This window comes from Kushneria indalinina DSM 14324 (genome assembly GCF_003385845.1).
GTDB lineage: Bacteria > Pseudomonadota > Gammaproteobacteria > Pseudomonadales > Halomonadaceae > Kushneria > Kushneria indalinina.
Genome location: NZ_QRDJ01000009.1, coordinates 182,562 through 207,242 on the forward strand (window position 1 = coordinate 182,562; position 24,681 = coordinate 207,242).

Annotated in this window: 21 protein-coding genes; 10 read left to right on the forward strand and 11 right to left on the reverse strand. The window is 62.6% G+C overall.

Translation table 11 applies throughout. The features are described 5' to 3' along the window. The first annotated feature begins 85 nt into the window (after positions 1-85). The 4 genes from C8D72_RS15190 (at position 86) to C8D72_RS15205 (ending at position 5,895) form a co-directional block, all read left to right on the forward strand. Complete coding sequence (locus C8D72_RS15190) at positions 86-892, forward strand: phosphatase PAP2 family protein (protein ID WP_115855298.1); 807 nt, start codon at positions 86-88, stop codon at positions 890-892. 156 nt (positions 893-1,048) lie between these two features. Then, positions 1,049-1,882, forward strand: a complete 834-nt coding sequence (locus C8D72_RS15195; RefSeq protein WP_170140621.1) for a phosphatase PAP2 family protein — start codon at positions 1,049-1,051, stop codon at positions 1,880-1,882. Between the two features lie 203 nt (positions 1,883-2,085). Further along, entirely contained in the window at positions 2,086-3,303 is a 1,218-nt protein-coding gene (locus tag C8D72_RS15200; RefSeq protein WP_115855300.1) for an amino acid deaminase, read from the forward strand. Positions 3,304-3,537: 234 nt separating this feature from the next. Next, complete coding sequence (locus C8D72_RS15205) at positions 3,538-5,895, forward strand: glycoside hydrolase family 3 C-terminal domain-containing protein (protein WP_170140622.1); 2,358 nt, start codon at positions 3,538-3,540, stop codon at positions 5,893-5,895. 79 nt (positions 5,896-5,974) lie between these two features. Here the strand turns inward: C8D72_RS15205 and C8D72_RS15210 are convergent, their stop codons facing one another. Together C8D72_RS15210 and C8D72_RS15215 are read right to left on the reverse strand one after the other, a co-directional pair. Next, positions 5,975-6,832: an SDR family oxidoreductase gene (locus C8D72_RS15210; protein WP_115855301.1), complete on the reverse strand. Its 858-nt coding sequence runs from the start codon at positions 6,830-6,832 to the stop codon at positions 5,975-5,977. A gap of 116 nt (positions 6,833-6,948) precedes the next feature. Further along, complete coding sequence (locus C8D72_RS15215) at positions 6,949-7,812, reverse strand: SDR family oxidoreductase (RefSeq protein ID WP_115855302.1); 864 nt, start codon at positions 7,810-7,812, stop codon at positions 6,949-6,951. 185 nt (positions 7,813-7,997) lie between these two features. Here C8D72_RS15215 and C8D72_RS15220 point away from each other — a divergent pair, with 185 nt between their 5' ends. Next, the gene (locus C8D72_RS15220) at positions 7,998-8,774 is read left to right on the forward strand and encodes a TatD family hydrolase (RefSeq protein ID WP_115855303.1); all 777 of its coding nucleotides are present in this window, start codon (positions 7,998-8,000) and stop codon (positions 8,772-8,774) included. 407 nt (positions 8,775-9,181) lie between these two features. Here C8D72_RS15220 and C8D72_RS15225 read toward each other — a convergent pair whose 3' ends face one another. Together C8D72_RS15225 and glsB are read right to left on the reverse strand one after the other, a co-directional pair. Further along, positions 9,182-10,027: an SDR family oxidoreductase gene (locus C8D72_RS15225; protein WP_115855304.1), complete on the reverse strand. Its 846-nt coding sequence runs from the start codon at positions 10,025-10,027 to the stop codon at positions 9,182-9,184. A 263-nt stretch (positions 10,028-10,290) separates the two neighbouring features. Further along, positions 10,291-11,214: a glutaminase B gene (glsB, locus tag C8D72_RS15230; protein ID WP_115855305.1), complete on the reverse strand. Its 924-nt coding sequence runs from the start codon at positions 11,212-11,214 to the stop codon at positions 10,291-10,293. 232 nt (positions 11,215-11,446) lie between these two features. Here glsB and pyrB point away from each other — a divergent pair, with 232 nt between their 5' ends. Next, entirely contained in the window at positions 11,447-12,487 is a 1,041-nt protein-coding gene (gene pyrB / locus C8D72_RS15235; RefSeq protein WP_115855306.1) for an aspartate carbamoyltransferase, read from the forward strand. Between the two features lie 81 nt (positions 12,488-12,568). Here pyrB and ruvX read toward each other — a convergent pair whose 3' ends face one another. The 3 genes from ruvX to gshB all read right to left on the reverse strand — a co-directional run bounded on the left by ruvX (position 12,569) and on the right by gshB (position 14,697). Beyond that, the gene (gene ruvX, locus C8D72_RS15240; RefSeq protein WP_115855307.1) at positions 12,569-13,033 is read right to left on the reverse strand and encodes a Holliday junction resolvase RuvX; all 465 of its coding nucleotides are present in this window, start codon (positions 13,031-13,033) and stop codon (positions 12,569-12,571) included. Next, a complete protein-coding gene (locus C8D72_RS15245) occupies positions 13,026-13,583 on the reverse strand; it encodes a YqgE/AlgH family protein (protein ID WP_115855308.1) in 558 nt (185 codons plus the stop codon). Before C8D72_RS15245 ends, ruvX begins: the two co-directional genes overlap by 8 nt. Before the next feature lie 154 nt (positions 13,584-13,737). After that, a complete protein-coding gene (gene gshB, locus C8D72_RS15250; protein WP_115855309.1) occupies positions 13,738-14,697 on the reverse strand; it encodes a glutathione synthase in 960 nt (319 codons plus the stop codon). A gap of 262 nt (positions 14,698-14,959) precedes the next feature. Between gshB and C8D72_RS15255 the strand changes: the two genes are divergently transcribed. Continuing rightward, positions 14,960-16,093 carry an alkene reductase gene (locus C8D72_RS15255; protein ID WP_115855310.1) on the forward strand — a complete coding sequence of 378 codons (1,134 nt, stop codon included), beginning with the start codon at positions 14,960-14,962 and terminating at the stop codon, positions 16,091-16,093. A 110-nt stretch (positions 16,094-16,203) separates the two neighbouring features. Here the strand turns inward: C8D72_RS15255 and poxB are convergent, their stop codons facing one another. From poxB to C8D72_RS15275, 4 genes are all read right to left on the reverse strand, one after another. After that, positions 16,204-17,946 (reverse strand): ubiquinone-dependent pyruvate dehydrogenase, encoded by a 1,743-nt coding sequence (gene poxB / locus C8D72_RS15260; RefSeq protein WP_115855311.1) that lies wholly within the window; start codon positions 17,944-17,946, stop codon positions 16,204-16,206. A 230-nt stretch (positions 17,947-18,176) separates the two neighbouring features. Then, the gene (locus tag C8D72_RS15265; RefSeq protein ID WP_115855312.1) at positions 18,177-18,893 is read right to left on the reverse strand and encodes a 16S rRNA (uracil(1498)-N(3))-methyltransferase; all 717 of its coding nucleotides are present in this window, start codon (positions 18,891-18,893) and stop codon (positions 18,177-18,179) included. A gap of 23 nt (positions 18,894-18,916) precedes the next feature. After that, positions 18,917-19,384 (reverse strand): protein-export chaperone SecB, encoded by a 468-nt coding sequence (secB, locus tag C8D72_RS15270; protein ID WP_115855313.1) that lies wholly within the window; start codon positions 19,382-19,384, stop codon positions 18,917-18,919. Between the two features lie 94 nt (positions 19,385-19,478). Next, positions 19,479-19,901, reverse strand: a complete 423-nt coding sequence (locus C8D72_RS15275) for a rhodanese-like domain-containing protein (RefSeq protein WP_115855428.1) — start codon at positions 19,899-19,901, stop codon at positions 19,479-19,481. Between the two features lie 284 nt (positions 19,902-20,185). Between C8D72_RS15275 and gpmI the strand changes: the two genes are divergently transcribed. The 3 genes from gpmI to C8D72_RS15290 all read left to right on the forward strand — a co-directional run bounded on the left by gpmI (position 20,186) and on the right by C8D72_RS15290 (position 24,624). After that, on the forward strand, positions 20,186-21,736 hold the full coding sequence (gpmI, locus tag C8D72_RS15280) for a 2,3-bisphosphoglycerate-independent phosphoglycerate mutase (RefSeq protein ID WP_115855314.1): 1,551 nt from the start codon (positions 20,186-20,188) through the stop codon (positions 21,734-21,736). A gap of 13 nt (positions 21,737-21,749) precedes the next feature. Then, positions 21,750-23,078, forward strand: a complete 1,329-nt coding sequence (locus tag C8D72_RS15285; protein WP_147301551.1) for a murein hydrolase activator EnvC family protein — start codon at positions 21,750-21,752, stop codon at positions 23,076-23,078. Positions 23,079-23,280: 202 nt separating this feature from the next. After that, the gene (locus C8D72_RS15290; RefSeq protein ID WP_425453299.1) at positions 23,281-24,624 is read left to right on the forward strand and encodes a S41 family peptidase; all 1,344 of its coding nucleotides are present in this window, start codon (positions 23,281-23,283) and stop codon (positions 24,622-24,624) included. Positions 24,625-24,681: the final 57 nt, after the last annotated feature.

Sequence of the window (24,681 nt, forward strand, 5' to 3'; positions counted from 1 at the left end):
CACCCATTGCACACAACAACACAACAATAAGTTCACATACCTTTCATACTGCTGCCATATTGAAATGAACTTAATCTGGTAAACAATGTCCTCAGTCCCTTTTCGTAACACCAGCCGCACGGGTGAGACGCCCGCTCTCCGGGAAGGTCTCATCGCTCTGATCGCCCTGTTGCTGCTGCTGGCGACCACGTTGATCACCTTCGTCATGCCCCTGGCCGTGGAAGACCGGATCATGCTGGGCATCAATCAAATGGCCCGTGAAAGCGCGCTGTTTGATTTCATCATGAACGTACTCTCCTATCAGAACCTGATCTCGGGCGTTGTGCTGGTGTCGGGCTTCTGGGCGCTGTGGTTCATGCCAAAACTGATGCATCGCCGCGTGGAGCTTTTGACCTGCACCGTCGCGGCCTTCGGCTCGGCGGCGCTGAGTCGCATCATGCAGCAGATGACGCCGCCGCACCCGCGCCCGCTGCAGGATCAGGCGCTGAACATGACGCCGCCCACCGGCATCGATGCCCAGACGCTGAGCGATTTCAGCTCGTTTCCCAGTGATCATGGCGCGGTCTATATCGGTCTGGCCTGGGTGATCTGGCGCCTGCATCGTCGCCTGGGTCTGGCCGCCTTCCTGTTTGCCGGGCTTTTATGCTTTACGCGAATCTATCTTGGCTTTCACTTCATCACCGACATCATTGGCGGTGGCGCACTGGCCATTCTGACGGTCCAGATTGCCCTGCTGGCGCCGTTTCAACGCATTGGCGGCTGGATCACCGGCTTTAGCGATACCCATCCGCACTGGTTCTATCCGCTGGCCTTTATCGGCTGCTATGGCATCGCCACGCTGGTCGAGGAACTGCGGGATCTGGCCGGCGGCCTGCTGCGACTGATCCTCTAACGCAGCGTTTTATAGGCAGGGATACCGCCTGTGGGCGGTATCCGGCATGGCTTCGCCGGCGTCACACGACGATACAAAAACAATCTCTTTGACACGGCAAACAGGCCTTACGAAGACCACACTCATTTTTCTTAACAAAACCTTTTCATGAGTCCAATGTCTTCAAATTCCGCGACTTCTGCTTCTACATCACACACGTTTGGCACTGATCCTGCCCGTGGCCCGCGCGCCCTGCCTGCCGATTCCCCCTCCTGGCTCAGAATCGTGATCGCCCTGATCGCCTTCGGGATTCTCACCCCCATGGCGTTATCAGGCACGATGATGGAATATGCCTTCATGAACTTCATCAACCAGCCCGCGCAGCAAAACGAGCTGCTGGACTATCTGATGAACGCCTTTTCCTACCAGAAGCTGATTACCGGCGTGCCGCTGATGGCCGGCATCTGCGCCATCTGGTGCATGCCGTCAATCATCGCGCGGCGCGGCGATATTCTGATCTGCACCCTGGCGGCCTTTGTCACTTCGCTGGTCAGCCGTGTGATGCAGATTTTTATCCCGGCCAACCCGCGTCCGCTGCAGGATCAGGCGCTCGGCATGACACCGCCGTTTAATCTCTCGCCCGAGTTTCACGACCTCACCTCTTTCCCCAGTGACCATGCCGTTGTGTTTATCGGCCTTGGCTATGTCATCTGGCGCTTTTGCCGCCCGCTGGGGATTCTTGCGATGACGTTCGCCGTTCTGGTGTCCTTCTCGCGCGCCTACATGGGCTTTCACTTCGCCACCGACATCATTGCCGGCGGTATCCTGAGCGTGATCGTGATCGAGCTGGCCCTTTTGACGCCCTTTCGTCGCCTCGGTGCCTGGGTAGCCGATTTCAGTCGGACGCATCCGGCATGGTTCTACGGCGTCGCTTTCATGGCGTGTTACGCCATTGCCACGCTGCTGGAAGAACCCAGAGAGTTGCTCAGCGGCCTGGCGGGCATGATCTAGTCACGACGACATGATCGACTGAAACAGGGGCGCCCCCGATGCCCGGGGGCGTCCCTTTTGCATGGCCGTTATCGGCCTCAGGGTTTCGCGGTCGGCATCTCCATGCGCCAGCAGAAGCTGCTACGGCCGTGCGATCCCACTAGACTTATCGACAGTTTCTCCCGGTGACAACAACATCAACACCCCGTCAGGAGCGCCACAACATGCCCATCTCTTCGCTCTCGCCTGCCAATGGCCAGCCCCTTCAAAAGGGCAGTCCGGTGCTGGGCAACAGTCTGCTGACAGGCGTGAGCCTGCCGGCGATGGTGCTGCACCAGCAGGTGCTGGAGCACAACATCGCCTGGATGCAGCGCTTTGCCGATCACCATCACGCCCGTCTGGCCCCGCACGGCAAGACCACCATGATGCCGGCGCTGTTTGCCCGCCAGATCGAGGCCGGTGCCTGGGGGATCACGCTTGCCACGGCGACCCAGTGCGCGGCGGCCTTTGCCCACGGCGTGCGTCGGCTCATCATGGCCAATCAGTTGGTGGGTCAGGCCAACATGGCGCTGGTCTCTCAGATGATCGAGGGCGGGCTGGACTATTACTGCACGGTGGATCATGCCGATAACGTGCGCATGCTCAACGACTTCTTTGAAAGTCGCAGCCAGCGTCTTCAGGTGCTGATCGAGCTGGGCGTGACCGGCGGGCGCTGCGGCGTGCGTGATGCCAACGAGCTGGCCGCGCTGGTGGAAGCCATCAAGCAATCGCCGGCACTCAAGCTGGCCGGCATCGAGGGATACGAGGGCATGATCGGCGGCAATGCGGCGCTGGAGGACGTGTGCGCCTACGGCACTCGACTGGTCGAGACCGTCCAACACCTTCATGCCAGCGGCGTACTGGCGGTCCCTGCACCGATCGTGACGGCCTCCGGTTCGAAATGGTTTGACCTGATCGCCGAGGCCTTTGACCAGGCCGAGCTGCGCGAGCACTACACCCCGGTGCTGCGTCCGGGCTGCTATGTGGCCCACGACCACCGGCTTTATCGCGAGGCGATGGAAGCGGTCAGTGAACGCCGCCCCGAGCTTGAAGGCGCGCTTGAACCGGCGCTGGAGGTCTTCGCTCAGGTGCAGTCCCTGCCCGAACCGGGCCTTGCGATCGTGGCCATGGGCAAACGCGATATCTCCTGCGACCCGGATCTGCCGATGGCGCTGCGCCTGTACCGCGACGGCGCATATGTGCGCGATGTTACCGACTGGCAGGTGGTTCACATCATGGATCAGCACACCTTTTTGCGCCTGCCCGAGGGGGCCGACATCCATATCGAGGATGTGATCGCCTTTGGCGCCTCCCACCCGTGTTTGACCTTTGACAAGTGGCGTCAGGGGCTATGGGTCGATGAAACGCTGGCCATCACGGCGGTTGAACCCACCTTCTTTTGATTTTCCCTCCCGCCGCCTTCATTGCGGGCCACGGTTTTTACAGCGGCCCGGGCGCTCTGGTTGCGCGCGCTGACGGCGGGTCACACGCGCTCATGGTTGCTGGCAAACGCTGACGTTTCGATACAGCAAACCACCCGGCATACGACTAAGGTGGTCCCCTTGTTGACCGTCCCGTGACCGCGCCATGACAGCGTTTGCGAGCCGGCCACCCCGATGTCTGGAGACGCCCTACGCATGCGCCAACGCTTTCTTTTGCCCCTGATCACGCTGTCCGCTGCATTTGTAAGCGCCCACACACTGGCCACGCAAATGCCGCCGGTGCCGGATCAGCGCCCCGGCCGGCTGGCGCAGGCCGAACAGGCCCTGAGCGAACGTCTGTCGCAGGCGCCCTGGATGGACCAGCGTCTCAGCTCTGACGAGCGCGCCCACGCGGCGCTCAACGAGATGACCACCACCGAGAAGATGTCACTGCTGGCCGGGGATTTCGCCGCCCCCATGGACCCCTCGAAGCAGGTGCGCGGCGCCATCGGCTCGGCCGGTTTCGTACCGGGCGTTAGCCGGCTGGGCATCCCCGCCCAGCAGCAGACCGATGCCGATCTCGGTGTGACCAACCCCGGCTGGATCGACCCGGACCGTCAGGCCACGGCGCTGCCCTCGGTGCTGGCTGCGGCCGCCACCTGGCAGCCCGAACTATCCCATCAGGGGGGCGAGATGATCGCCCGCGAGGCGCGCCACTACGGCTTCAACGTGCTGCTGGGCGGTACGGCCGGCCTGGTGCGCGACCCGCGTGCCGGGCGCAACTACGAGATGCCCGGAGAAGACCCGCTGCTGTCGGGTCTGACGGCGGCGGCCAAGATCAACGGCATCGAAAGCCAGCACGTGATGTCGACCATCAAGCACTTCGCGATGAACGCCCAGGAGACCGGTCGCCACAAGCTGAGCGCCGACATTGATGAGCAGGCGCTGCAGGAGTCCGATCTGCTCTCGTTTCGCTACGCGCTGGAGCACAGCCACCCGGGGGCGGCGATGTGCGCCTACAACCGGGTCAACGGCGACTACGCCTGTGAAAACGACTACCTGCTCAATCAGGTGCTCAAGGACGAATGGGGCTACCAGGGCTTTGTGATGTCGGACTGGGGGGCGGTCTACTCCGCCGCCCCCTCGGCCAACGCGGGCCTTGATCAGCAGTCGGCAGCCGAGGACTTCGACGGCGTGGTCTATTTCGGCGCCCCGCTGGAAAAGGCGGTCGAGCGCGGCGAGGTCTCCCATGAGCGCATCGATGACATGGCCTATCGCATTCTGCGCAGTACCTTCGCCGCCGGCATCGTGGATCATCCGCCCGCCGGTGAGCCCATCGACACCGAGGCCCACGCCGACGTGGCCCAGCGCATTGCCGAAAATGCCATGGTGCTGCTGAAAAACGATGATGAGGTGCTGCCGCTGGACGGCGCGCGGGACAAGCGCATCAGCGTCACGGGCGCCCATGCCGACCGCGCCGTGATCGCCGGCGGCGGCTCGGCCGCGGTGGTGCCGATGGACGGCGACGCCCTGCCGGATCTCAACCCACCCGCCGGTGTGAACACTCAGCGGCTGTATCCGAAGTCCTCACCGCTGGGCGCGATCGGTCTGCACGCGCCTGAATCAAATGTCACCTTCAGCGCCGGCGATGACATCGACGAGGCGGTGCGCCAGGCCCGTGACAGCGACGTGGCGGTGGTCTTTGCCCAGCAGTGGACCTCGGAGACCATGGACATGCAGAGCCTGGCGCTGGAAGGCGAGCAGAACGCGCTGATCGAGGCGGTGGCGAAAGCCAATCCGCGCACGGTCGTGGTGCTGGAAACCGGCGGGCCGGTGGCCATGCCCTGGCGCGACGATGTGGCCGCCATCATGGAGGCCTGGTATCCGGGCCAGCGCGGCGGCGAGGCGATCGCCAATGTGCTCTTCGGGCAGCACAACCCGTCGGGCCGACTGCCGGTGACCTTTCCCAAAAATGATGAGCAGCTGCCGCGAGCGCAGGTGCCGGGGCTTTCCATCGGCAACAGCGCCTTTTTCGATGTCGACTACAACCGCGAAGGCGCCGATGTCGGCTATCGCTGGTTCGAACGCGAGGGCAAAACGCCGCTGTACGCCTTCGGCCACGGGCTTTCCTACACCACCTTTGAGCGCCACGACCTGCAACTTGAACGCAGCGGACAGAAAGTGATCGCCCACTTCACGCTCACCAATACCGGCGAGCGTAACGGGCGCACTACGCCACAGCTTTACGTCCACGCCCCCGATGGTTCACCGGCCCGCCTGGGCGGCTGGCAGAGTATTGAGCTCTCGCCCGGCCAGTCCCAAGAAGTGAGTATCGAAATCGATCCGCGCCAGTTCGCCCGCTATGACAGCGGCGAGCATCAGTGGCGACTTGAAGGCGGCGACTATCGGGTAAGCCTAGCCGATTCAGCGACCGACATTGACGAGACGCAGACCGTGGCGCTGCCGGCCAGCGCGGTGGCGATGGGCAAACTGCCGCGTGATTCGGCGCCCTCCACGGGCGAGGATGAACAGCGCATGGCGGCCAACGAGTCAGCGATAGACGACTCGCCCTGACCTCGACCGGCCCGGCACAAAAAACCGCCCCCGGCACTGCCGGGGGCGGTTTTCAATTCGATCGAAGGGCCGTCATCGCCTAGTTGATGATGGCGCCGCCGTTGATGTGCAGCGAGTGGCCGCTGATATAGGAGGCGTCCTTCGAGGCCAGAAAGACGTAGGCCGGCCCAAGTTCGCTGGGCTGACCGGCACGGCCCATCGGCATCTTCTCGCCCAGGGTCTGCATCAGGGTCGGGTCGAAACGGCCCATGGTCGAAGGCTGAATCGGCGTCCAGATCGGCCCCGGGGCGACTTCGTTGACCCGAATGCCGTCACCGATCAATGACTCCGACAGCGAGCGGGTAAAGCCCGTAATCGCGCCCTTGGTCGAGGTGTAGGCCATCAGCATGGCGTTACCCACGAACGGATTGATCGAGGTGGTGTTGATGATGGTGTCGCCGGCCTTGAGATGCGACCGCACGGCCCTGGCCATATAGAAGTAGCCGTGAATATTGACGTCAAACGTCTCGCGCCACTCGTCATCGGGTATCTCGGTAATGTCCTGACGCACCACCTGCGCGGCGGCATTGTTGACCAGGATGTTGATCGCGCCGAATTCCTTGAGCACCTGATCGACGGCCTGCTGGCAGAACGCGCTGTCGCGCACATCGCCGCTGATCAGAAGCGCCCGGCGGCCTTCAGCTTCAATCAGGCGCTTCGTCTCTTCGGCGTCCTGCTGCTCGTCAAGATACATCACGGCCACGTCGGCCCCTTCACGGGCAAAATGCACCGCGGCGCTGCGACCGATGCCGCTGTCGCCACCGGTAATAATGGCCTTTTTGCCCTCGAGTTTGCCGCTGCCGCGATAGTCGTCGCGAATGATCTCGGGGGGCGGCGTCATCTCGTGCTCGAACCCGGGCTGGCGATCCTGTGACTGCTTCGGAAACTGATCTGCCATGGTCGAAATCTCCTTTTCAAATGGCAAGACGACAGGTCGGCATTTTGTCCGCCTGCCGCCGGATACCTGACGATACGCACGGCCGGCTGGAGCCAACCCTGCAGGAGCGCACCCCGTCAGCCGTTGACGATCATGCCGCCGTTGACGTGGATGGTCTGACCGGTCACATAGCTGCTGTCTTGGCTTGCCAGGTACACATAGGCCGGACCGAGTTCGGCGGGCTGGCCGGCGCGCCCCATGGGCGACTGGCTGCCGAAGTCCTCGACCATCTCTTCGTCATACTGCCCCATGGTGGAGGGGATCAGCGGCGTCCAGATCGGGCCAGGCGCGACCTGATTGACGCGGATGCCGTCACCGACGCACATCTTGGAGAGCGCGCGGGTAAAGCCGGCGTTGGCGCCCTTGGTGGTGGTGTAGGCCAGCAGATTGGCGTTGCCGGCAAAGGCGTTGACGGAGGTCGTGTTGATGACCGTGCCCTTTGTCTCGCGCAGATGCGGGATGGCCGCCTTGGCCATGTAAAAGTAGCCGTGGATGTTGACGTCAAAGGTCCGACGCCACTCCTCGTCCGAGGTTTCCTCGGGCCGGTCGTGCAGCACCTGCTGTGCGGCGTTGTTGACCAGCACATCCAGCTTGCCGAAGGTATCGACGACCTTCTGGACCGAGTTACGGCAGAAGTCGGCATCGGCCACATCACCGGCGATCAGCAGCGCCTGGCGGCCTTCGGCCTCGATCATCTGCTTCGTGGTCTCGGCATCGTCATGCTCGTCGAGATACATGACGGCCACATCGGCGCCTTCGCGCGCAAAATGCACCCCCGCGGCGCGACCGATGCCGCTGTCACCACCGGTGACGATGGCCACCAGGTCCTGCATCTTGCCGCTGCCGCGATAGTTGTCGCGGATGAACTCGGCCGGCGGGGTCATCTCGCCTTCAACACCGGGCTGGCGATCCTGCTTCTGCGGGGGAATCTGTTCTGCCATGACGCAATCTCCCTGTCATTGGTTGGCCTGAAGCCAAATGTCATTGATGAATACGACCATCCGCTTCCTGCGTCAGCCGTATTCCGACGAATGTCTAAAGCGTAGACGCCACCACTTATCCTGCAATTCACCCTTCGCTACAGGGCGCTACACTCCGCATGATCATTGTTGAGAGGAGCGCCGGTATGAGCGCGCAATTTGTGGATACCCACTGCCATTTCGATTTCCCCCCGTTTGTCGGTGACGAAACGCAGAGCCTGCAGCGGGCGAAGGACGCCGGCGTCGAGAAAATCATTGCCGTCGGCGTCGCAGCAGATCGCTTTGCAGGCGTCATGGCGCTGGCCGAACGCCATGAACCGGTGTACGCCGCGCTCGGCGTCCACCCCATGGCCATCGGTGAATTCAAGGACGAGCATCTCGAAGAGCTGGACGCCTGGCTTAAACGGCGCCCCGACAAGCTGGTGGCCATCGGCGAAATCGGGCTGGACCTTTTCATCGATAACCCGCAGTTCGACCGGCAGGAGGCCTTGCTGGATGCCCAGCTGCGGCTGGCCCGCGACCATGACCTGCCGGTGATCCTGCATTCGCGGCGCACCCACGACAAGCTTGCCATGCATCTGCGACGCCTCGATGTGCCCCGGTGCGGCGTGGTGCACGGGTTTGCCGGCAGCGAGCAGCAGGCGCAGGCCTTTATCAGGGCGGGGTATTTTATCGGCGTGGGCGGCACCATGACCTACGAGCGCGCCAGCAAGACCCGTCGCACCCTGGCGCGTCTGCCGCTGTCGTCACTGCTGCTGGAAACCGATTCGCCGGATATGCCCGTGCAGGGATTTCAGGGCGAGCCCAATCGCCCCGAGCGGATCAGACACATATGGCAGAGCCTGTGTGAACTTCGTGATGAATCGCCACAGGATATTGCTGACACCCTCCGCGACAACACCCGCCGGCTGTTTCATCTCTAGGCCCGGATAGGAGCTGAAACGATCAGCCTCATCAATATTACGTAATTATTTTACGCATTTAATAAAAATACGAGTGCCTGAAATTTGATCAGAACAAAAACTGTTCGATTTCTGGCCATCAGAGCACAGTGAAAGACTCATTCGGCAGGTGTTTGCCCCAAAAACACGGCGATACCGAGATTTTGACGTGAAAAGGTACGATGACCACCGGTACCGTCGTTTTAAATAACGCTGTGGCTATCACTGATCTCTCATAAGAACAGGGCGTACCTTCAGAGTACGCCCTTCCTTTTGACAAAAAAGCTTTCGCCCGGCCACAGCCAGTCGACGCAGGACATAAAAAAACCCGCGCCACAGAGCGTGACACGGGCGAAAGGTGTAATTTTAATCGTAAAATTTTTACACCGTTACGTATTAAGGATAACGCCGCCGTTGAGGTGGATGGTCTGGCCGTTCATGTAGGACGACTCTTCGCTGGCCAGATAAACGTAGGCCGGTGCCATCTCGCTGGGCTGACCGGCACGATCCATGGGCACCTGCCCACCGAAGCCTTCCACCTTCTCTTCATCCATGGTGGCTGGAATCAGCGGTGTCCAGACCGGGCCTGGCGCCACAGCGTTGACGCGAATACCGCGCCCGACCAGCGACATGGCCATCGAGCGCATGAAACCCTGAATGGCGCCCTTGGTCGCGGTGTAGTCGATCAGGGTGTTGTTGCCCTTGAAGGCGTTGACCGAGGAGCTCTCGATGATGCTGTCGCCCGCCTTCATGTGTGCCAGCGCGTGCCTGACCGTGTAGAAGTGACTGAAGATGTTGGTACGGAAGGTGCGCTCGATCTGCTCGTCGGGAATCTGGGTGATGTCGTCCCAGTCATGCTGTTCGGCGGCATTGTTGACCAGTATGTTGAGCCCGCCTAGCTCGCTGACGGTCCTGTCGATCATGTCACGGCAGAAGTCGGCATCGGCCACGTCGCCCTTCATCACGAGACAGCGCTGCCCTTCGGCCTCGACCAGCGCGCGGGTCTCCTCGGCATCCTCGTCCTCTGCCAGGTAGTTGATGGCAACATCAGCGCCCTCGCGTGCATAGTGCACGGCCACCGCGCGACCGATGCCGCTGTCGCCCCCGGTGATCAGCGCGACCTTGCCCTTGAGCTTGTCAGTGCCCCGATAGCTGGCCCGGATATATTCGGGCTGCTGATCCATGCGCTCTTCATCACCCGGCTGTGACTGGGGTGCCTGGGTCGAATTGGCCATTGCTCAAACTCCTTTTGAAACATGGGGTGGGTATGCGTCGGTATGTACCGACACTGGCTCCTAAAGCGTAGAGGGCTGGGGAAAGCGTTCAAGAAAGCGCAGGGAGCAAGGGGATAAGACAGATCAAGAAATCGGACGGAACAGGGGTCTGCAGAGGCCGACACCGGCGTCTACGACAGAAACAGGGAGGGGAACGGGATAACGCGGGACCCTCCAAGGCTAACCGATTCGGGCCGACGGCGTCAGGCAGCTCAAGACCGGGGTCACGACAAGATGGGTGAGAAGACCGACCAGCCCAGATGCTCGCTGAGCCTTTCCAGTACAATCATGCCCACCAGTGAATTGCCGCTGGCGTTGAGCGCCGGTGACCACACACAGAGGCTGTAGCGCCCCGGCACCACGGCTACGATGCCGCCGCCCACGCCGCTCTTGCCGGGCAGCCCCACACGGTAGGCAAAGTTGCCCGCCTCGTCATACAGCCCGCTGGTGGCCATGATGGCGTTGACCTGCTGGGTCTGGCGCGGTGTCAGGATGGTCTCATCGCCGTGCAGGCAGCGCCCATTGTTGGCCAGAAACGAGACGCCACGCACCAGATCCACACAGCTGGCCGTCAGTGCACAGTGGTGGAAGTAGCTTTTAAGCACCGCCTCCACATCGTTGTGAAAATTCCCGAACGACTGCATCAGATAGGCCATGGACGCATTGCGGGCACGATGCTGATACTCGGAGTCGGCCACTGCCGTATCGGAGATAATATGAGGGTTGTCGGTCAGTCGCCGCACCAGATCGCGCATGGAGAGAATCGGGGCGGCGTAGCGCGACTGGTTGATATCGGCAATTACCAGGGCGCCTGCATTGATAAAGGGGTTGCGTGGCCGACCCTGCTCGAACTCAAGCTGTACCAGCGAATTGAAGGCCTGCCCCGACGGCTCGTGCCCAAGCCGCTCCCAGAGTGTTTCACCGGCATGAGAGATGGCCTGCACCAGCCCGAACACCTTGGAAATGCTCTGGATCGAAAAGGGCGTATCGGCGTCTCCTGCCTGATACAGCGTGCCATCGGTGCCCAGCATGGCAATCCCGAGCTGACAGGGGTCAACATCTGCCAGCGCCGGGATATAGTTTGCCACCTGCCCCTGGCCCAACAGCGGGCGCACCTCATCAAGAATGGATTCGAGCAGTACCTGCATGGGTGATAACCGTCCTGACGATGGCGCGTCGAAAAAAGCGTGTGCAGTGTATCGCGCCGGTCGGTCCGCGCCCATCCTGTCGTGCCACGAATGATCCGCAGACTTAAAAAGCCGTCATCGCCCTGCCTGTCCCCGATGAAGGGCAGGGGCCTGTCGCGCTACACTAGCGCGCGTTTGCGCCCCACAGTGCCTGCTGTGGTGGATTTGTCCCTCCCAGCCAGAGGCGAGTGCCATGAGTGCCCATCTGTTGTCCGTTGATAGTTTGTCCCGCGACTACGTCGATCACCTTTTTGATGTAGCGCGCCGCATGGAGCCCATCGCCCAGCGCCAGAAGATCACGCGGGTGCTGGAAGGCGCCGTGCTGGGCAATCTCTTTTTCGAGGCCAGTACCCGGACGCGCATGAGCTTTCACTCAGCCTTCAGCCGGCTGGGCGGCAGCGTCTGTGACACCACCGGCTTCACCTTCTCCTCGATGGCCAAGGGCGAATCACTGTATGACACCAGCCGTGTGATCAGCGGCTATGTCGATGCCATCGTCATGCGCCACCCCGATCTGGGCTCGGTGGCGGAGTTTGCCGCGGCCACCCACGTGCCGGTCATCAACGGCGGTGACGGCCCGGGCGAGCATCCCAGTCAGGCGCTGCTGGATCTCTATACCATCAACAAGGAGTTCGAGCGGCTGGACAAGAAGCTTGCCGGCGCGCATCTGCTGCTGACCGGTGACCTCAAGTACGGGCGTACCGTGCATTCGCTGTTGAAGCTATTGTCGCTCTATTCGCCGATGCAGATCACGCTGGTCTCGCCCCCCGGCCTCGAGATGCCCTCTGACCTGATCGACCGGGCCGAGAATGCCGGCCATCGGGTCCAGCAGCGCGATACCCTGCAGGCCGATTTCAGTGACGTGGACGTGGTGTATGCCACGCGCATTCAAAAGGAGCGCTTTACCCAGGAGATGGTGGAAGGCTTCAGTCTGTCCAGCGACTTCAGCGTCGATCGCGCCTTTCTGGATCAGCGCTGCAGCCCCCATACCATCGCGATGCATCCGCTGCCGCGTGACAGCCGACCCGGCGCCAACGATCTCAACGTGGATCTCAACGGCGATCCGAGACTGGCGATCTTTCGCCAGACCGACAACGGCATTCCGGTGCGCATGGCGATCTTTGCCACGCTCATGGGGGTGGACGAGATTTTCGATCGGGATCTGCGAGAAGTGGGCTGGCAGCCGCCGCGCCGGGTCGGGGTCGACGATGCCGACTTTACGATACTGAAGTAAGTCATCACTTACCCCAGAGCTCTATAGAAATGGGACTCTGCAGCACCAGGGACCTGCAGCACCAGGGGCCTGAAAGAGTGATCAGCGGGGCGAGGGGATGTCGAGCCGGGTGCCGCCGGCCTGCTGTTCAAACCAGCCGGCAAGAATCAGTTCGGCGGCGATGCCGTCAACGCCGTGCTCGCGATAGTTGCCCTTGTGGCCTTCTTCGCGGGCAATGGCCTTGGCGGCGCGGGTGGTGCCGCGCTCATCGAACATTTCCAGCGGTTTGCCAAAACGGCCGTGCAGCCGCTTGCCGAACTTGCGCGCGCGCAGGCTCATTTCGGACTCGGTGTCGTCCATGTTGAGCGGCAGGCCGACCACGAACATATCGGGCTGCCACTCCTTGATCAGCCGAGTGATCACGTCCCAGTCGGGGATGCCGTCACGCGCCGGCAGCGCCTCCAGCGCCGAGGCCGAGCCCAGCAGCTCATTGCCCACCGCGACGCCAATGCGGCGTACGCCGAAGTCAAAGGCCAGCACCAGCCGCTGACCGGGCGTATCAGCCATGGCCGGCCTCACGCGACAGCAGGCTCAGGTCAACGCCCAGATGGCTCGCAGCGGTTTCAAGACGCGCCGGGGCCGGGGTTCGAAAGAGCACCTCGTCGCTGGCCTCCACGGTCAGCCAGGTGTTGTCCTTGATCTCCTGGGCCAGCTGGTCGGGCTCCCAGCCCACGCAGCCCAGACAGATCAAAAACTGCTCGGGGCCACGGCCGGCGGCAATGGCATGCAGAATGTCCATCGACGTGGTGAGCGCCCGGTTCTCTCCGGTGCGGATGCTGGAGTCCCAGTGTTCGGGGCTGCCGGCGTGCAGAATAAAGCCGCGCTCACGATGTACCGGGCCGCCGTTGAGCACCGGCGTTTCCAGTGACGGGCAGTCGCTGGCATCAATTTCGAGCTGCTCGAACAGCGCCTCCAGCGTCAGCTCCATGGGCTGGTTGAGCTTGAGCCCCAGTGTGCCGTTGTCGTCATGGTCGCAGATATAGGTCAGCGAGCCCGCAAAGTTTTCGTCTTCGAGATGCGGCATCGCCATGAGAAAGTTATCGCGCAAGCCTTGCATGGGCCTCCCGGATAGTAACGCAAGCAGGCGCCCCCGCCGGCAGGCAGGGGCGCGATCGATGGGTCATGAGGTGTCGTTACCTGTCGACACCCGGCCGCCGAAAGCGGCTGATGGGTGCATGGTAACACTGGCGGGCCAGCGTGACGTCAACAACTCAGGTGAAGCGTCGCTCGATGGCATCCATCAACATGCCGGCAATATCGGTGCCCTTCTGGGCATCGATTTCACGCACGCAGGTGGGGCTGGTGACGTTGATTTCGGTCACGTAGTCCCCGATCACATCAAGCCCCACAAAGATCAGTCCCAGCGACTTGATGGAGTCCTTGACCTGATCGACCAGCCAGTAGTCGCGATCAGTCAGCTCACGCGCCTCGCCCCGGCCACCGGCGGCCAGGTTGCCGCGCACCTCGCCGGCCGAGGGAATGCGCGCCAGACCATAGGGCACCGGCTCACCGTCGATCAGCAGGATGCGGGTATCGCCCTGGCTGATCTCGGGAATATAGCGCTGCGCCATGATCTGTTCGGTGCCGCGCCGGGTCAGCTGCTCGATGACCGAGCCGATGTTGCGACCGTCCGGGGCGATATGAAAGATACCGGTGCCGCCCATGCCATCCAGCGGCTTGAAGATGGTATCGCCGTGTTCGGCATGAAATTCACGCAGCACGCCGTCATTGCAGGAGACCACGGTCGGCACCAGACACTGGGGGAACTGCTGGGCGTAGAGCTTCTCGTTGCAGGTCAAAAGCGCCTGGGTCGGATTGACCACCAGCACGCCTTCGCGCTCGGCAAAGCCCAGCAGATGCACCGCGTTGGTGAAATTGACATCCACCGGCGGGTCCTGACGCATCAGGATCACGTCCATATCCGCCAGCGGCCCGGCTTCGACGTCACCGAGGGTGTAATAGTGCGCGGGGTCGTTTTCGAACACCTCAAGCGCGCGCAGACGCCCCATGGCGCGCCCGTCCTTGAGGTAAAGATCCCCCGGCTCAAGGTAATGAAGCGTGTGACCACGCCGTTTGGCCGCCCACAGCATCGCCAGTGTGGTGTCCTTTTTCCAGGCGATGTTGGCGATGGGATCCATGACCACCGCGATCTTCAATGCACGTTCACTCATTTAAAACTCCAGAACACGGCCGTGTGATGTTATGGCAGCCGTCCATGGCGCCAGTATGACGCAAGCCTCATCCTTCGACCATGGCCGACCCCGCCGCTTTCCCGTTTGCCGGGTTGTTCTTTCCAATCGCAGGCATGGCCGGAAACTATCAGGATAACGCGACTGACCGACTAGACTTTCGTGGTACAAGCCATCGCTGAACCCAAATCATTACTGAACCCGGGTCATTACTGAATCACGGCGTTCAGCCAGGAGGACCTTCATGTCATCGATTTTTGAACCCTTTGATCTTGCCGGCATTCATCTCGACAACCGCGTGGTCATGGCGCCCATGACCCGTTCGCGGGCGCCCGGCGACATCCCCACCGAAATGGGCGCGCTCTACTACCGCCAGCGCGCCAGTGCCGGGCTGATCATCTCCGAAGGCACCCCGGTGTCGCGTCAGGGCACCGGCTATCTCTATAACCCGGGCATTTATGGCCCCGATCAGATCGAGGGCTGGAAAAAGGCCACCCGCGCCGTTCACGAGCGCGGCGGTGTCTTTTTCGCCCAGATCTGGCATGTCGGGCGCGTGTCGCATACCACCGTCCAGATTGCCGGTGGCGCACCGGTGGGCCCGAGCGAGCAGCCCGGCGGCATGGCGTTTGGCTATAACGAGCAGGGCACGCCCGATATGCTCAATGCCAGTACGCCGCGCCGACTCGAGACCAGTGAAGTGCGCGATATCGTGCGCGATTTCGCCCAGGCTGCCGTCAATTCACGCGAGGCCGGCTTTGACGGCGTCGAGATTCACGGGGCCAACGGCTATCTCTTCGAGCAGTTCTTGAACCCGGGCGTCAACGACCGTGATGACCAGTACGGCGGCTCGCGGGAGAACCGCTGCCGTCTGCTGCTGGAAGTCGTCGATGAGGTCAGCGCGCTGATCGGTGCCCACCGGGTCGGTGTGCGCCTGTCGCCGCACGGCACACTCTTTGACATGCCGGAGTACGACGACAACGGCGAGACCTATCTGCATCTGGCACGCGAATTCAACAAGCGCGGGCTGTCCTACGTGCACCTGCACGACCAGGGCGGTCAGGGCATGCCGCCGATGCCGCGCGACTATCTGCGCCGGTTCCGCAAGGTCTATGACGGCAACCTGCTGCTGGCCGGTAACCTCGACCAGGCCGAGGCCGAGAAGCTGGTCAATGAAGGCACCATCGATCTGCCGGTCTTCGGGCGTCTCTACACCTCGAACCCGGACCTGGTCGAGCGGATGAAAAACGACTGGCCGCTGGCCGAGTTTGATCCGTCCACCTTCTACGGCGGCGATGCCCGCGGTTATGTGGACTTCCCGACGTATCAGGAAGAGCAGGAGCGTCAGGCGCGCCAGCAGCTGATCGACGAGAAAAGCTGATCCGAACTCGCTCATGGCGCACGAAAAGCCCCGGCATGGCCGGGGCTTTTTTCGTCTGGCACTCTCATGAGGCATTCGAGCGTAAGCAAGTACCCACTATCGCTGCATGACTATTTCTTGCGCCCCAGTCGGCTAAACAGATTGGTGTCGGCCAGGTCCATCACCTCGTCGCCGCGCCCGCTCATCACCGCCCGCAGCATGTAGAGGCTGAAGCCCTTCGCCTGGGCGGCTTCAATGGTCGGCGGCAGGGACAGCTCCTGTTTGGCCACCTTCACATCGACAATGACCGGCCCGTCATGAGCGAAGGCTTCCTCCAGCACGCCATCGAGCTGCTCGGAGCTTGAGACCGTCAGCCCCTTGATGCCGAGCGCCTCGGCCAGGCGAGCATAGTCGGCGCTGGGCAGATTGGTCACCTCATCGACATAGCCGGCCGCCTTCATCTCCATCGCCACGAACCCAAAGGTCGAGTTGTTGTAGATGATCACCTTGACCGGCAGTTTCTGCTCGGCCAGCGTCATCAGATCGCCCATCAGCATGTTGATGCCGCCGTCACCGGACAGCGAGATCACCTGACGCCCGGGCTGGGCGGCCTGAGCCCCCATCGCCTGGGGCATGGCGGTGGCCATCGAGCCGTGCATGAACGAGCCGGTGAGACGCCGCTGGCCGTTCATCTTCAGATAGCGCGCGGCCCAGACGGTGGGCGTGCCCACTTCGGCGGTAAACCAGGCATCCTCGGCGGCCAGTTCACTGACGCGGGCGGTCAGATACTGCGGATGCAGCGGCTTGCCCTGCGCGTCCGGTACCGCCAGTTCGTCCAGATCCGCACGTGCCTTTTGGTAGTGGGCCTGAGCCTTGTCGAGAAAACTGCGATCGGTCTTTTCTTCAAGACGGGGCAACAGCGCTTCAAGGCTTGTCTTCACATCACCGACCAGCCCCTTGAGCAGCGTATTGCGCCGACCCAGATGCCCGGGACGCAGATCGATCTGCACGATGCGCCCGTGCTCGGGGAAGAAGTCGCGGTAGGGAAAGTTGGTCCCCAGCATGATTAAAAAGTCACACTCCTTGAGGGTGTGATAGCCCGAGCTGAAGCCGATCAGACCGGTCATGCCCACGTCATAAGGGTTCTCGTACTCAAGGTATGACTTGCCGCGCAGCGCATGCACGATGGGTGCCTTGAGCCGCTCGGCCAGCGCGATCACCTCGTCATGGGCGCCGGCACAGCCCGCCCCGCAGAGCATTGCCACCTGTTTGCTGTCGTTGAGCAGCTCGGCCAGCTCGTCAAGCTCGGGCTCGGGAGGCATCGAGACCGGGGCCACCGGCGCACTCCACTGCATCTTCTGCTCGACGGCCGGCGACAGCGCCACATCCCCGGAGATGACGATCACCGCCACGCTCTTTTCGAGAATTGCCGTGCGCATGGCGGTTTCGATCACGCGCTGCGCCTGGGCAGGATTGGAGATCAGCTCGCAGTAGTCGCTGCACTCCTTGAACAGCTGCTCCGGGTGGGTTTCCTGAAAGTACCCCAGCCCCACTTCACTGGAGGGAATCTGGGCAGCAATGGCCAGCATCGGCGTTTGCGCCCGCTGGGCCTCGAAAAGTCCGTTGATCAGATGCGTATTGCCGGGCCCGCAGGAGCCGGCGCACACGGTCAGGGCGTCGCGCGCCTCGGCCTCGCCGCTGGCGGCGAGTGCGGCCACCTCTTCATGACGCACGCCCCGCCAGGTAATGGCCTCCTGCCGGCGCAGGCTTTCGGTCAGCCCGTTGAGGGAGTCCCCCGGCAGTCCCCAGATATTCTGCACGCCGGCCTGGGCCAGCGTTCGTACCAGCATGTCGGCAACACTATAGTCGGCCATGATCACTTCTCCCTGTGATGGCAACACCGGCACGCCGCGTCATGGGTCATGACCGGCGTACAGGCGATAAAAAGGACGTGAATTCACACAAGTTCAGACGTCAGTAAGACGAATGTCCAATGCTCTCGGCGCATCGGCGGCCGACAGGGAATCCCTGTTCAGGCCACAAGCATAGTTCGACCGGGCAGGGCGTGCGGGAAAGGGAGGTTCAGACAGGACAGGCGATGGGGTCAGAGATCCCCGTAGCGCGCCTGTAAAAGTGACAGCGCCACCACCGGCGCCGTCTCCATGCGAAGAATGCGCGGGCCGATGATCCAGGCGTGAAAGCCGTGCGCGTGGGCCCGGGCAACTTCCTCTTCGCTGAGGCCGCCTTCAGGGCCGACCAGCAGCGCGGCGCTGCCGGGAGAGGCCATCTCCGGCAGTGGACCGGCCCCGTAGGGGTGAAGCACCAGCCTGAGTGTTTCATCGCGCGCGGCCAGCCACTCATCAAGCCCGATGGCCGGGTAAATCGTCGGCACGGTGGCACGCCGGCACTGCTCGCAGGCACTGATCGCCACGGCCTGCCAGTGGTCGCGCTTTTTCTGCGCGCGCTCGCCCTTGAGGCGAACATCACCATGGTGGGTGTAGAGCGGTGTGACAGCGGCCACGCCCAGCTCCACCGCCTTTTGAATGGCGAAATCCATGCGATCCCCCTTGCCGACCGCCAGTCCCAGATGCACGGCAAGCGGTGACTCGGGCAGTGTTGCCAGGCATTCATCGATTTCGACCCGGACATCACGCCGGGACATCTCGATGATGTGAGCGCTTACTTCGACGCCGTGGCCGTCAAACAGTACCAGGGTATCGCCTTCACGACGGCGCATGACGCGCGCCACATGATGGGCAGCGGCGTCAGGCAGGCTAAGAGTGGCGCCGGGAGACAGCGCCAGAGGGACATGGATTCGCATGGTGTTGTCGTAGGCGTTACCGATCAGGCATCGGCCGGCTGGTCACCCTGCTGGCGCTGGGCGTAGATCGCATCGAAGTTGACCGGAGAGAGCATCAGCGCCGGGAAGGTGCCACGGCCCACCAGGTTGTCGATGCACTCGCGCGCATAGGGGAACAGCACGTTGGGGCAGAAGGCGCCCAGGGTGTGGTCCAGCTGGGCATCACTGAGTCCGGAAATGGCGAACAGACCGGCCTGCTGAACCTCGGCGAGAAAGGCCGTGGTCTCTTCTTCACCGTTGTAGACGTGAGCGGTCACTCGCACGCTAACCTCATAGAGCCCCTCACTGATCTGCTGGTGGTCGTTGTCGACGTCGAGCTTGACCCGCGGCTTGAACTGCTGCTGGAAAATCGCCGGCGAGTTGGGCGCCTCAAAGGAGATATCCTTGACGTAGATGCGCTGCAGCGCGAACTGGATATTGGCCTGCTCACTGGTAGCGTTGTTCTCTGACATGCTCGTTTCCCGATCGGTGAGTAAGTAATAACTATTGCTTGAAGCAGGTAACGGTGCCTGAAGCAAGAGATAACTGTCGCTTGAAGAGGTTACATCAGCGTGTCACAACGGGCAGGCCATCGGCCACCCACTGTGAATGACCGCCCTTGAGTCGACGCGCACCACTATAGCCGGCCTTTTGCAGCTTCGTGACGACACCGCCGCTGTGCTGGCCCATCTTGTCGACCACGATAATGGGCTTGTCCTTGTGCTTGTCGAGACGCTGCATGTTGTTATCAAGCTTGGCGGCAGGCACGTTGACCGCACCGGCGATATGGCCTGCCTTGAACTCCTTGATCTCGCGGATATCAAGGACCATGGCATCCTCGCGGTTGATCAGGCTGGTCGCCTCACCGCTGCTGACACCGCCGGTCGCACTGCGCCTGGATTCAAAGGCCAGCCAGGCCAGCAATACCACAACAAAGGCACCTACCAGCAAGGGGTGATTCTGGGCAAACTCCAGCAGCTGATCGATCATGGAAATATCTTGACCCTGGTTGTTTAAAATGGCTCGGCGCGCGGTCATGCCTGGTCTACCCTGCGAGTTCGGGGAAGCCGCTCGGCAGCTGGAATCCGGCGCGCGCCCAGTATACACAAGCACCCGGCCGTCGTCCGTCCCCGATGATCAATGCTGGCATGCACCGGCTGGGTTATGATGACCACCACTTCGACGCCCTGATAGCGCCCCTTGCTGCGTGCGACCACGCCAGCAGCGCCGGCCCGGTATCGGGGCTTACATGTCCGTGTTCCCGAGGCGAAATCATGTCTACATCGCAACCACGTCCCGTCGCCCTGCTGATTCTTGATGGCTATGGCCACAACCCGGAGTCGGCCAACAATGCCGTGGCCGCCGCCAACACCCCGGTCATGGATCGACTGCAGGCAGACTACGCCCACACCCTGATCAATACCGACGGCGAAAACGTCGGACTGCCCGAAGGCCAGATGGGCAACTCCGAGGTCGGCCACATGAATCTGGGCGCCGGTCGTGTCGTCTATCAGAGCCTGACCCGGATCTCGAAGGCCATTCGTGACAATGAACTGGGCGACAATACCGCCCTGACCGACGCCATTGACGCCGCCGTCAACGATGAGAAAGCCGTCCACGTGCTGGGGCTGCTTTCGCCGGGCGGCGTCCACAGCCACGAAGATCACGTGCTGGCGCTGGCCGAACTGGCCCAGGCACGCGGCGCGAAGAAGGTCTATATCCACGCCTTCCTCGACGGCCGTGACACCGCACCGCAGAGCGCGCTGGACAGCCTGCTGCGCGCCGACGCCCTGCTGCGCCAGATGGGCGTGGGCCGGGTCGCCTCGATGGTCGGGCGCTTTTTCGCCATGGACCGCGACAACCGCTGGGACCGCGTCGAAGCCGCCTGGCAGGTGGTGGTCAACGGCGAGGGCGAACATGTTGAAAGCGACGTCGAACAGGCCCTCCAGGCCGCCTACGATCGTGATGAAACCGACGAGTTCGTGACCGCCACCAGCCTGCGCGAGAGTGAGGATGACCGGGTCACCATCCAGGATGGCGATGCGGTGCTGTTTGCCAACTTCCGCGCCGACCGGGCCCGCGAGATTGCCCACGCGCTGGTTGACCCGGGTTTCGACGGCTTCGAGCGCGATCGCACCCCGAAGGTCCACTTTGTCGCCATGACCCAGTACTCCGATGATCTGGGCGTGCCGGTGGCCTTCCCGCCCAACGACCTGCCCAACACCCTGGGCGAGTATGTCTCATCGAAAGGGCTGACCCAGCTGCGCATCGCCGAGACCGAGAAATACGCCCACGTGACGTTTTTCTTCTCCGGCGGCCGCGAGGCGGAGTATGACGGCGAAGAGCGCATCCTGGTCGATTCGCCGCGGGATGTGAAAACCTACGACGAAAAGCCCGAAATGAGCGCGGTGGAAGTCACCGACAAGCTGGTCGAGGCGATCGACTCCGGTCGCTTTGACCTGGTGATATGCAACTACGCCAACGGCGACATGGTCGGCCACAGCGGTGATCTGGCCGCGGCCACGAAGGCCATCGAGGCCGTCGATGAGTGCCTGGGCCGGGTGGTCGAGGCGATCGAGCGCGCCGGCGGCGAGTGCCTGGTGACGGCCGATCACGGCAACGCCGAGCAGATGGTGGACCCCGACACCGGCAAGCCGCAGACCGCGCACACCACCTTCCAGGTGCCGCTGGTATATGTTAGCCAGCGCAAGGCCACGCTCTCTGAAGGCGGGCGTCTGTGCGACATCGCACCAACGCTTTTGGCCATGATGGGACAGACCCAGCCGGAAGAGATGACCGGTCGCGTGCTGATCGACCATCAGTAATCGGAGCCATTCGGTGCCATTCCCACGACACCGGCCTGCGGGCCGGTTTTGGCTGCTGGCATTGACGCTGGGCCTGGCGGTGCCTGCAGGCGCCGCCAGCCTGGATACGTCAAAGGCCGAGCTGGACAGCATTCGCCAGAACATTCAACAGACCCAGCGCCAGCTGGAAAAGACCGATGCCCAGCGCGGCAGTGCCCGTGAGGAGCTCGAGCAGGCCGAAAAGGCGCTGGCCGAGACCCATCGGCGACTGCAAACGCTGGGGCAGGCACGCAACGAGACTACCGAGGCGCTGGAAGCCCTTGACCAGCGTCAGCAGGACCTGACCCTCAAGCGCGATGCGCAGCAAAAGGCGCTGGCCGAGCAGGTCAGGGCGCTCTACAAGCTGGGCGAGCAGCCGCGTCTGAAGCTGTTGCTCGACCATCAGGACCCCAGCGAGATCGACCGCTTCCAGCACTATCTCAACCGCCTCAACGAGGCGCGCGCCGAGCAACTGGCGCGTCTTGAATCGCTCAACGAACAGCTTCAGGACAACCGCGCCCAGACGCTGGAGCAGCAGCAAACGCTGGCGCAGCTGCAAAGTGAGCTTGAAAGCCGCCAGCAAACGCTAAATGAGCAGCGCAAGGAGCGTGAAACAGCGCTGGCACGGCTGGAGGCACGCTATCAAAGCGGCCAGAGCAACCTGGAAGGGCTTCAGTCCGACCGCGCCGAGGCCGAGAAAATGGTCAGCCGCCTCGAACAGCAGCTGGCGCGCGCCCGCGAGCAGCGCCAGGCGCGCGAACGCCGGGCCCGGGAGGCCGAACAACAGGCGCAGTCCCGGCAGGACACATCTTCGCAGGATGACGGTCTGAGCAGCGACGAGATGAGCGCCCGGCCGGACAACGCCCGTAGCGTGCCGACCCGCAGCGCCGATCCGGCGCCCGAACGACAGACCGAAGCGCGAGCGAGCGTGACCCACACGGCCGACAGCAGCGCGGGCAGTTCCCGATGGCCGGTGAACGGCTCGGTGATCTCGAGCTATGGCAGCGGTGACGGGCTCAACAAGAATGGCGTCTTGATCAGCGCCGCCGCCGGCACCCCGATCCATGCCGCCTCAGGCGGTCAGGTCGTATTTGCCGACTGGATGCGCGGCTTTGGCTATCTGGTGATCATCGATCATGGTGGCATACTGTCGCTCTACGCCCACCAGCAACGCCTTGCCGTCGCGGCAGGCGATCGGGTGGAACGCGGTGCTACCCTTGGATATGTCGGGGACACCGGCGGCCTGTCACGCCCGGCGCTCTATTTCGAGGTACGTCGCGGTGGCAAGACCATCAATCCGCAGAGCTGGCTGGCCTCACGCTAGTACGGCACACGCACCACCCATTGACGGTATCGGGCGCCCCGGCGCCCGGCCCATCCTCGCTGAAGGAGTTTGCATGCTGCTGCGCCATGTCGCCTCAACGCTTGCCCTGTCATCAGCCCTGCTGCTGACGATGCCGGCCACCGCCGCCGAACCGACCACTGACACGGCGCCGGCGGAAAACGCGCCTCAAGACGCACCGGCCATGCCGGTCGATACCGATCATGCTGCGGCCAGTGATGCAGACAGCGAGGCGCTATCGCAGGGCAATCTGCCGCTGGAAGACATTCAGGCGCTGGCGCAGGTGTTCGAGCGCATCAAGCAGGCCTACGTGGACGATGTCGATGATCAAACGCTGCTGCGCAACGCCATGCGCGGCATGCTGGAGGGCCTTGATCCGCACTCGAACTATCTCGACGAGGATGCCTTTCGCACCCTGCATGAGATGACTGAAGGCGAGTTCGGCGGTATCGGCATCGAGGTCGGCCAGGAGGATAACCGACTGATGGTGATCTCGCCGATCGACAATACGCCGGCGTCCAGGGCCGGCCTTCAGCCCCGGGATCTGATCATCGAGATCGACGGCAAGAGCACCGACGGCATGTCACTGGAGGAAGCGGTGGGCATGATGCGCGGCGAGCCCGGCAGCGAGATCGAGTTGACCCTGCTGCGCGAGGGTGAGGACGCCCCGATCGAGGTCAGTCTCGAGCGTGACAATATTCATGCCGCCAGCGTCAGCTCACGCATGCTCACGCCCGGCTATGGCTATCTACGCATCAGCCAGTTTCAGGAAAACACGGCCACGGAAACCCGTGAAGCGATCGAATCCCTCAAAAAGGAGGCCGGCGACAACGGTCTTTCCGGCGTGATTCTGGATCTGCGCAACAACCCCGGCGGGCTGCTGGATGGCGCCGTCAACGTGGCCGATCTCTTCATCGACAGCGGCCTGGTGGTCTACACGAAGGGGCGCCTGCCGGATTCGGACATGCAGTTCGAGGCGAACGCTGACACGGCCCTGCCGCAGACGCCCATGGTCGTTCTGATCAACGGCGGCAGCGCCTCGGCCGCCGAGATCGTGGCCGGCGCCCTGCAGGATCATCATCGCGCCGTAGTGCTGGGCACCGAAAGCTTCGGCAAGGGCTCGGTACAGTCGGTCATGCCGATGGATGACAATACCGGCATCAAGCTGACCACCGCGCTGTACTACACCCCTGGCGGGCGCTCCATTCAGGCCGAGGGCATTGCCCCCGACGTGACGGTACAGCGCGGCCGACTGGAGCTTGAAACGGGCGGGTTTGAAATCCGCGAGGCCAACCTGCGCGGCCATTTGCAAAACGCCCGCGGCGAGCAGGCGCAGGATGAGGAGGCACTGCCCGACTCCCCCATCGCCACCGACGACTATCAGCTGGGCGAGGCACTTAACCTGCTGCGCGGCATCAACGTGTTTCAGCGCTCCGGAGTGCGACGCCACGAGGCTTCGGCCTCCACCGAAGCCTCCAGCGACGACAGTGACCACCCCGATGACACGCAGGATTCCACGGATCAATAAAAAGCGTCTACGCTGATGGGGCAACGTGATAACGCCATCCGCCTTGAAAAGGAGTAG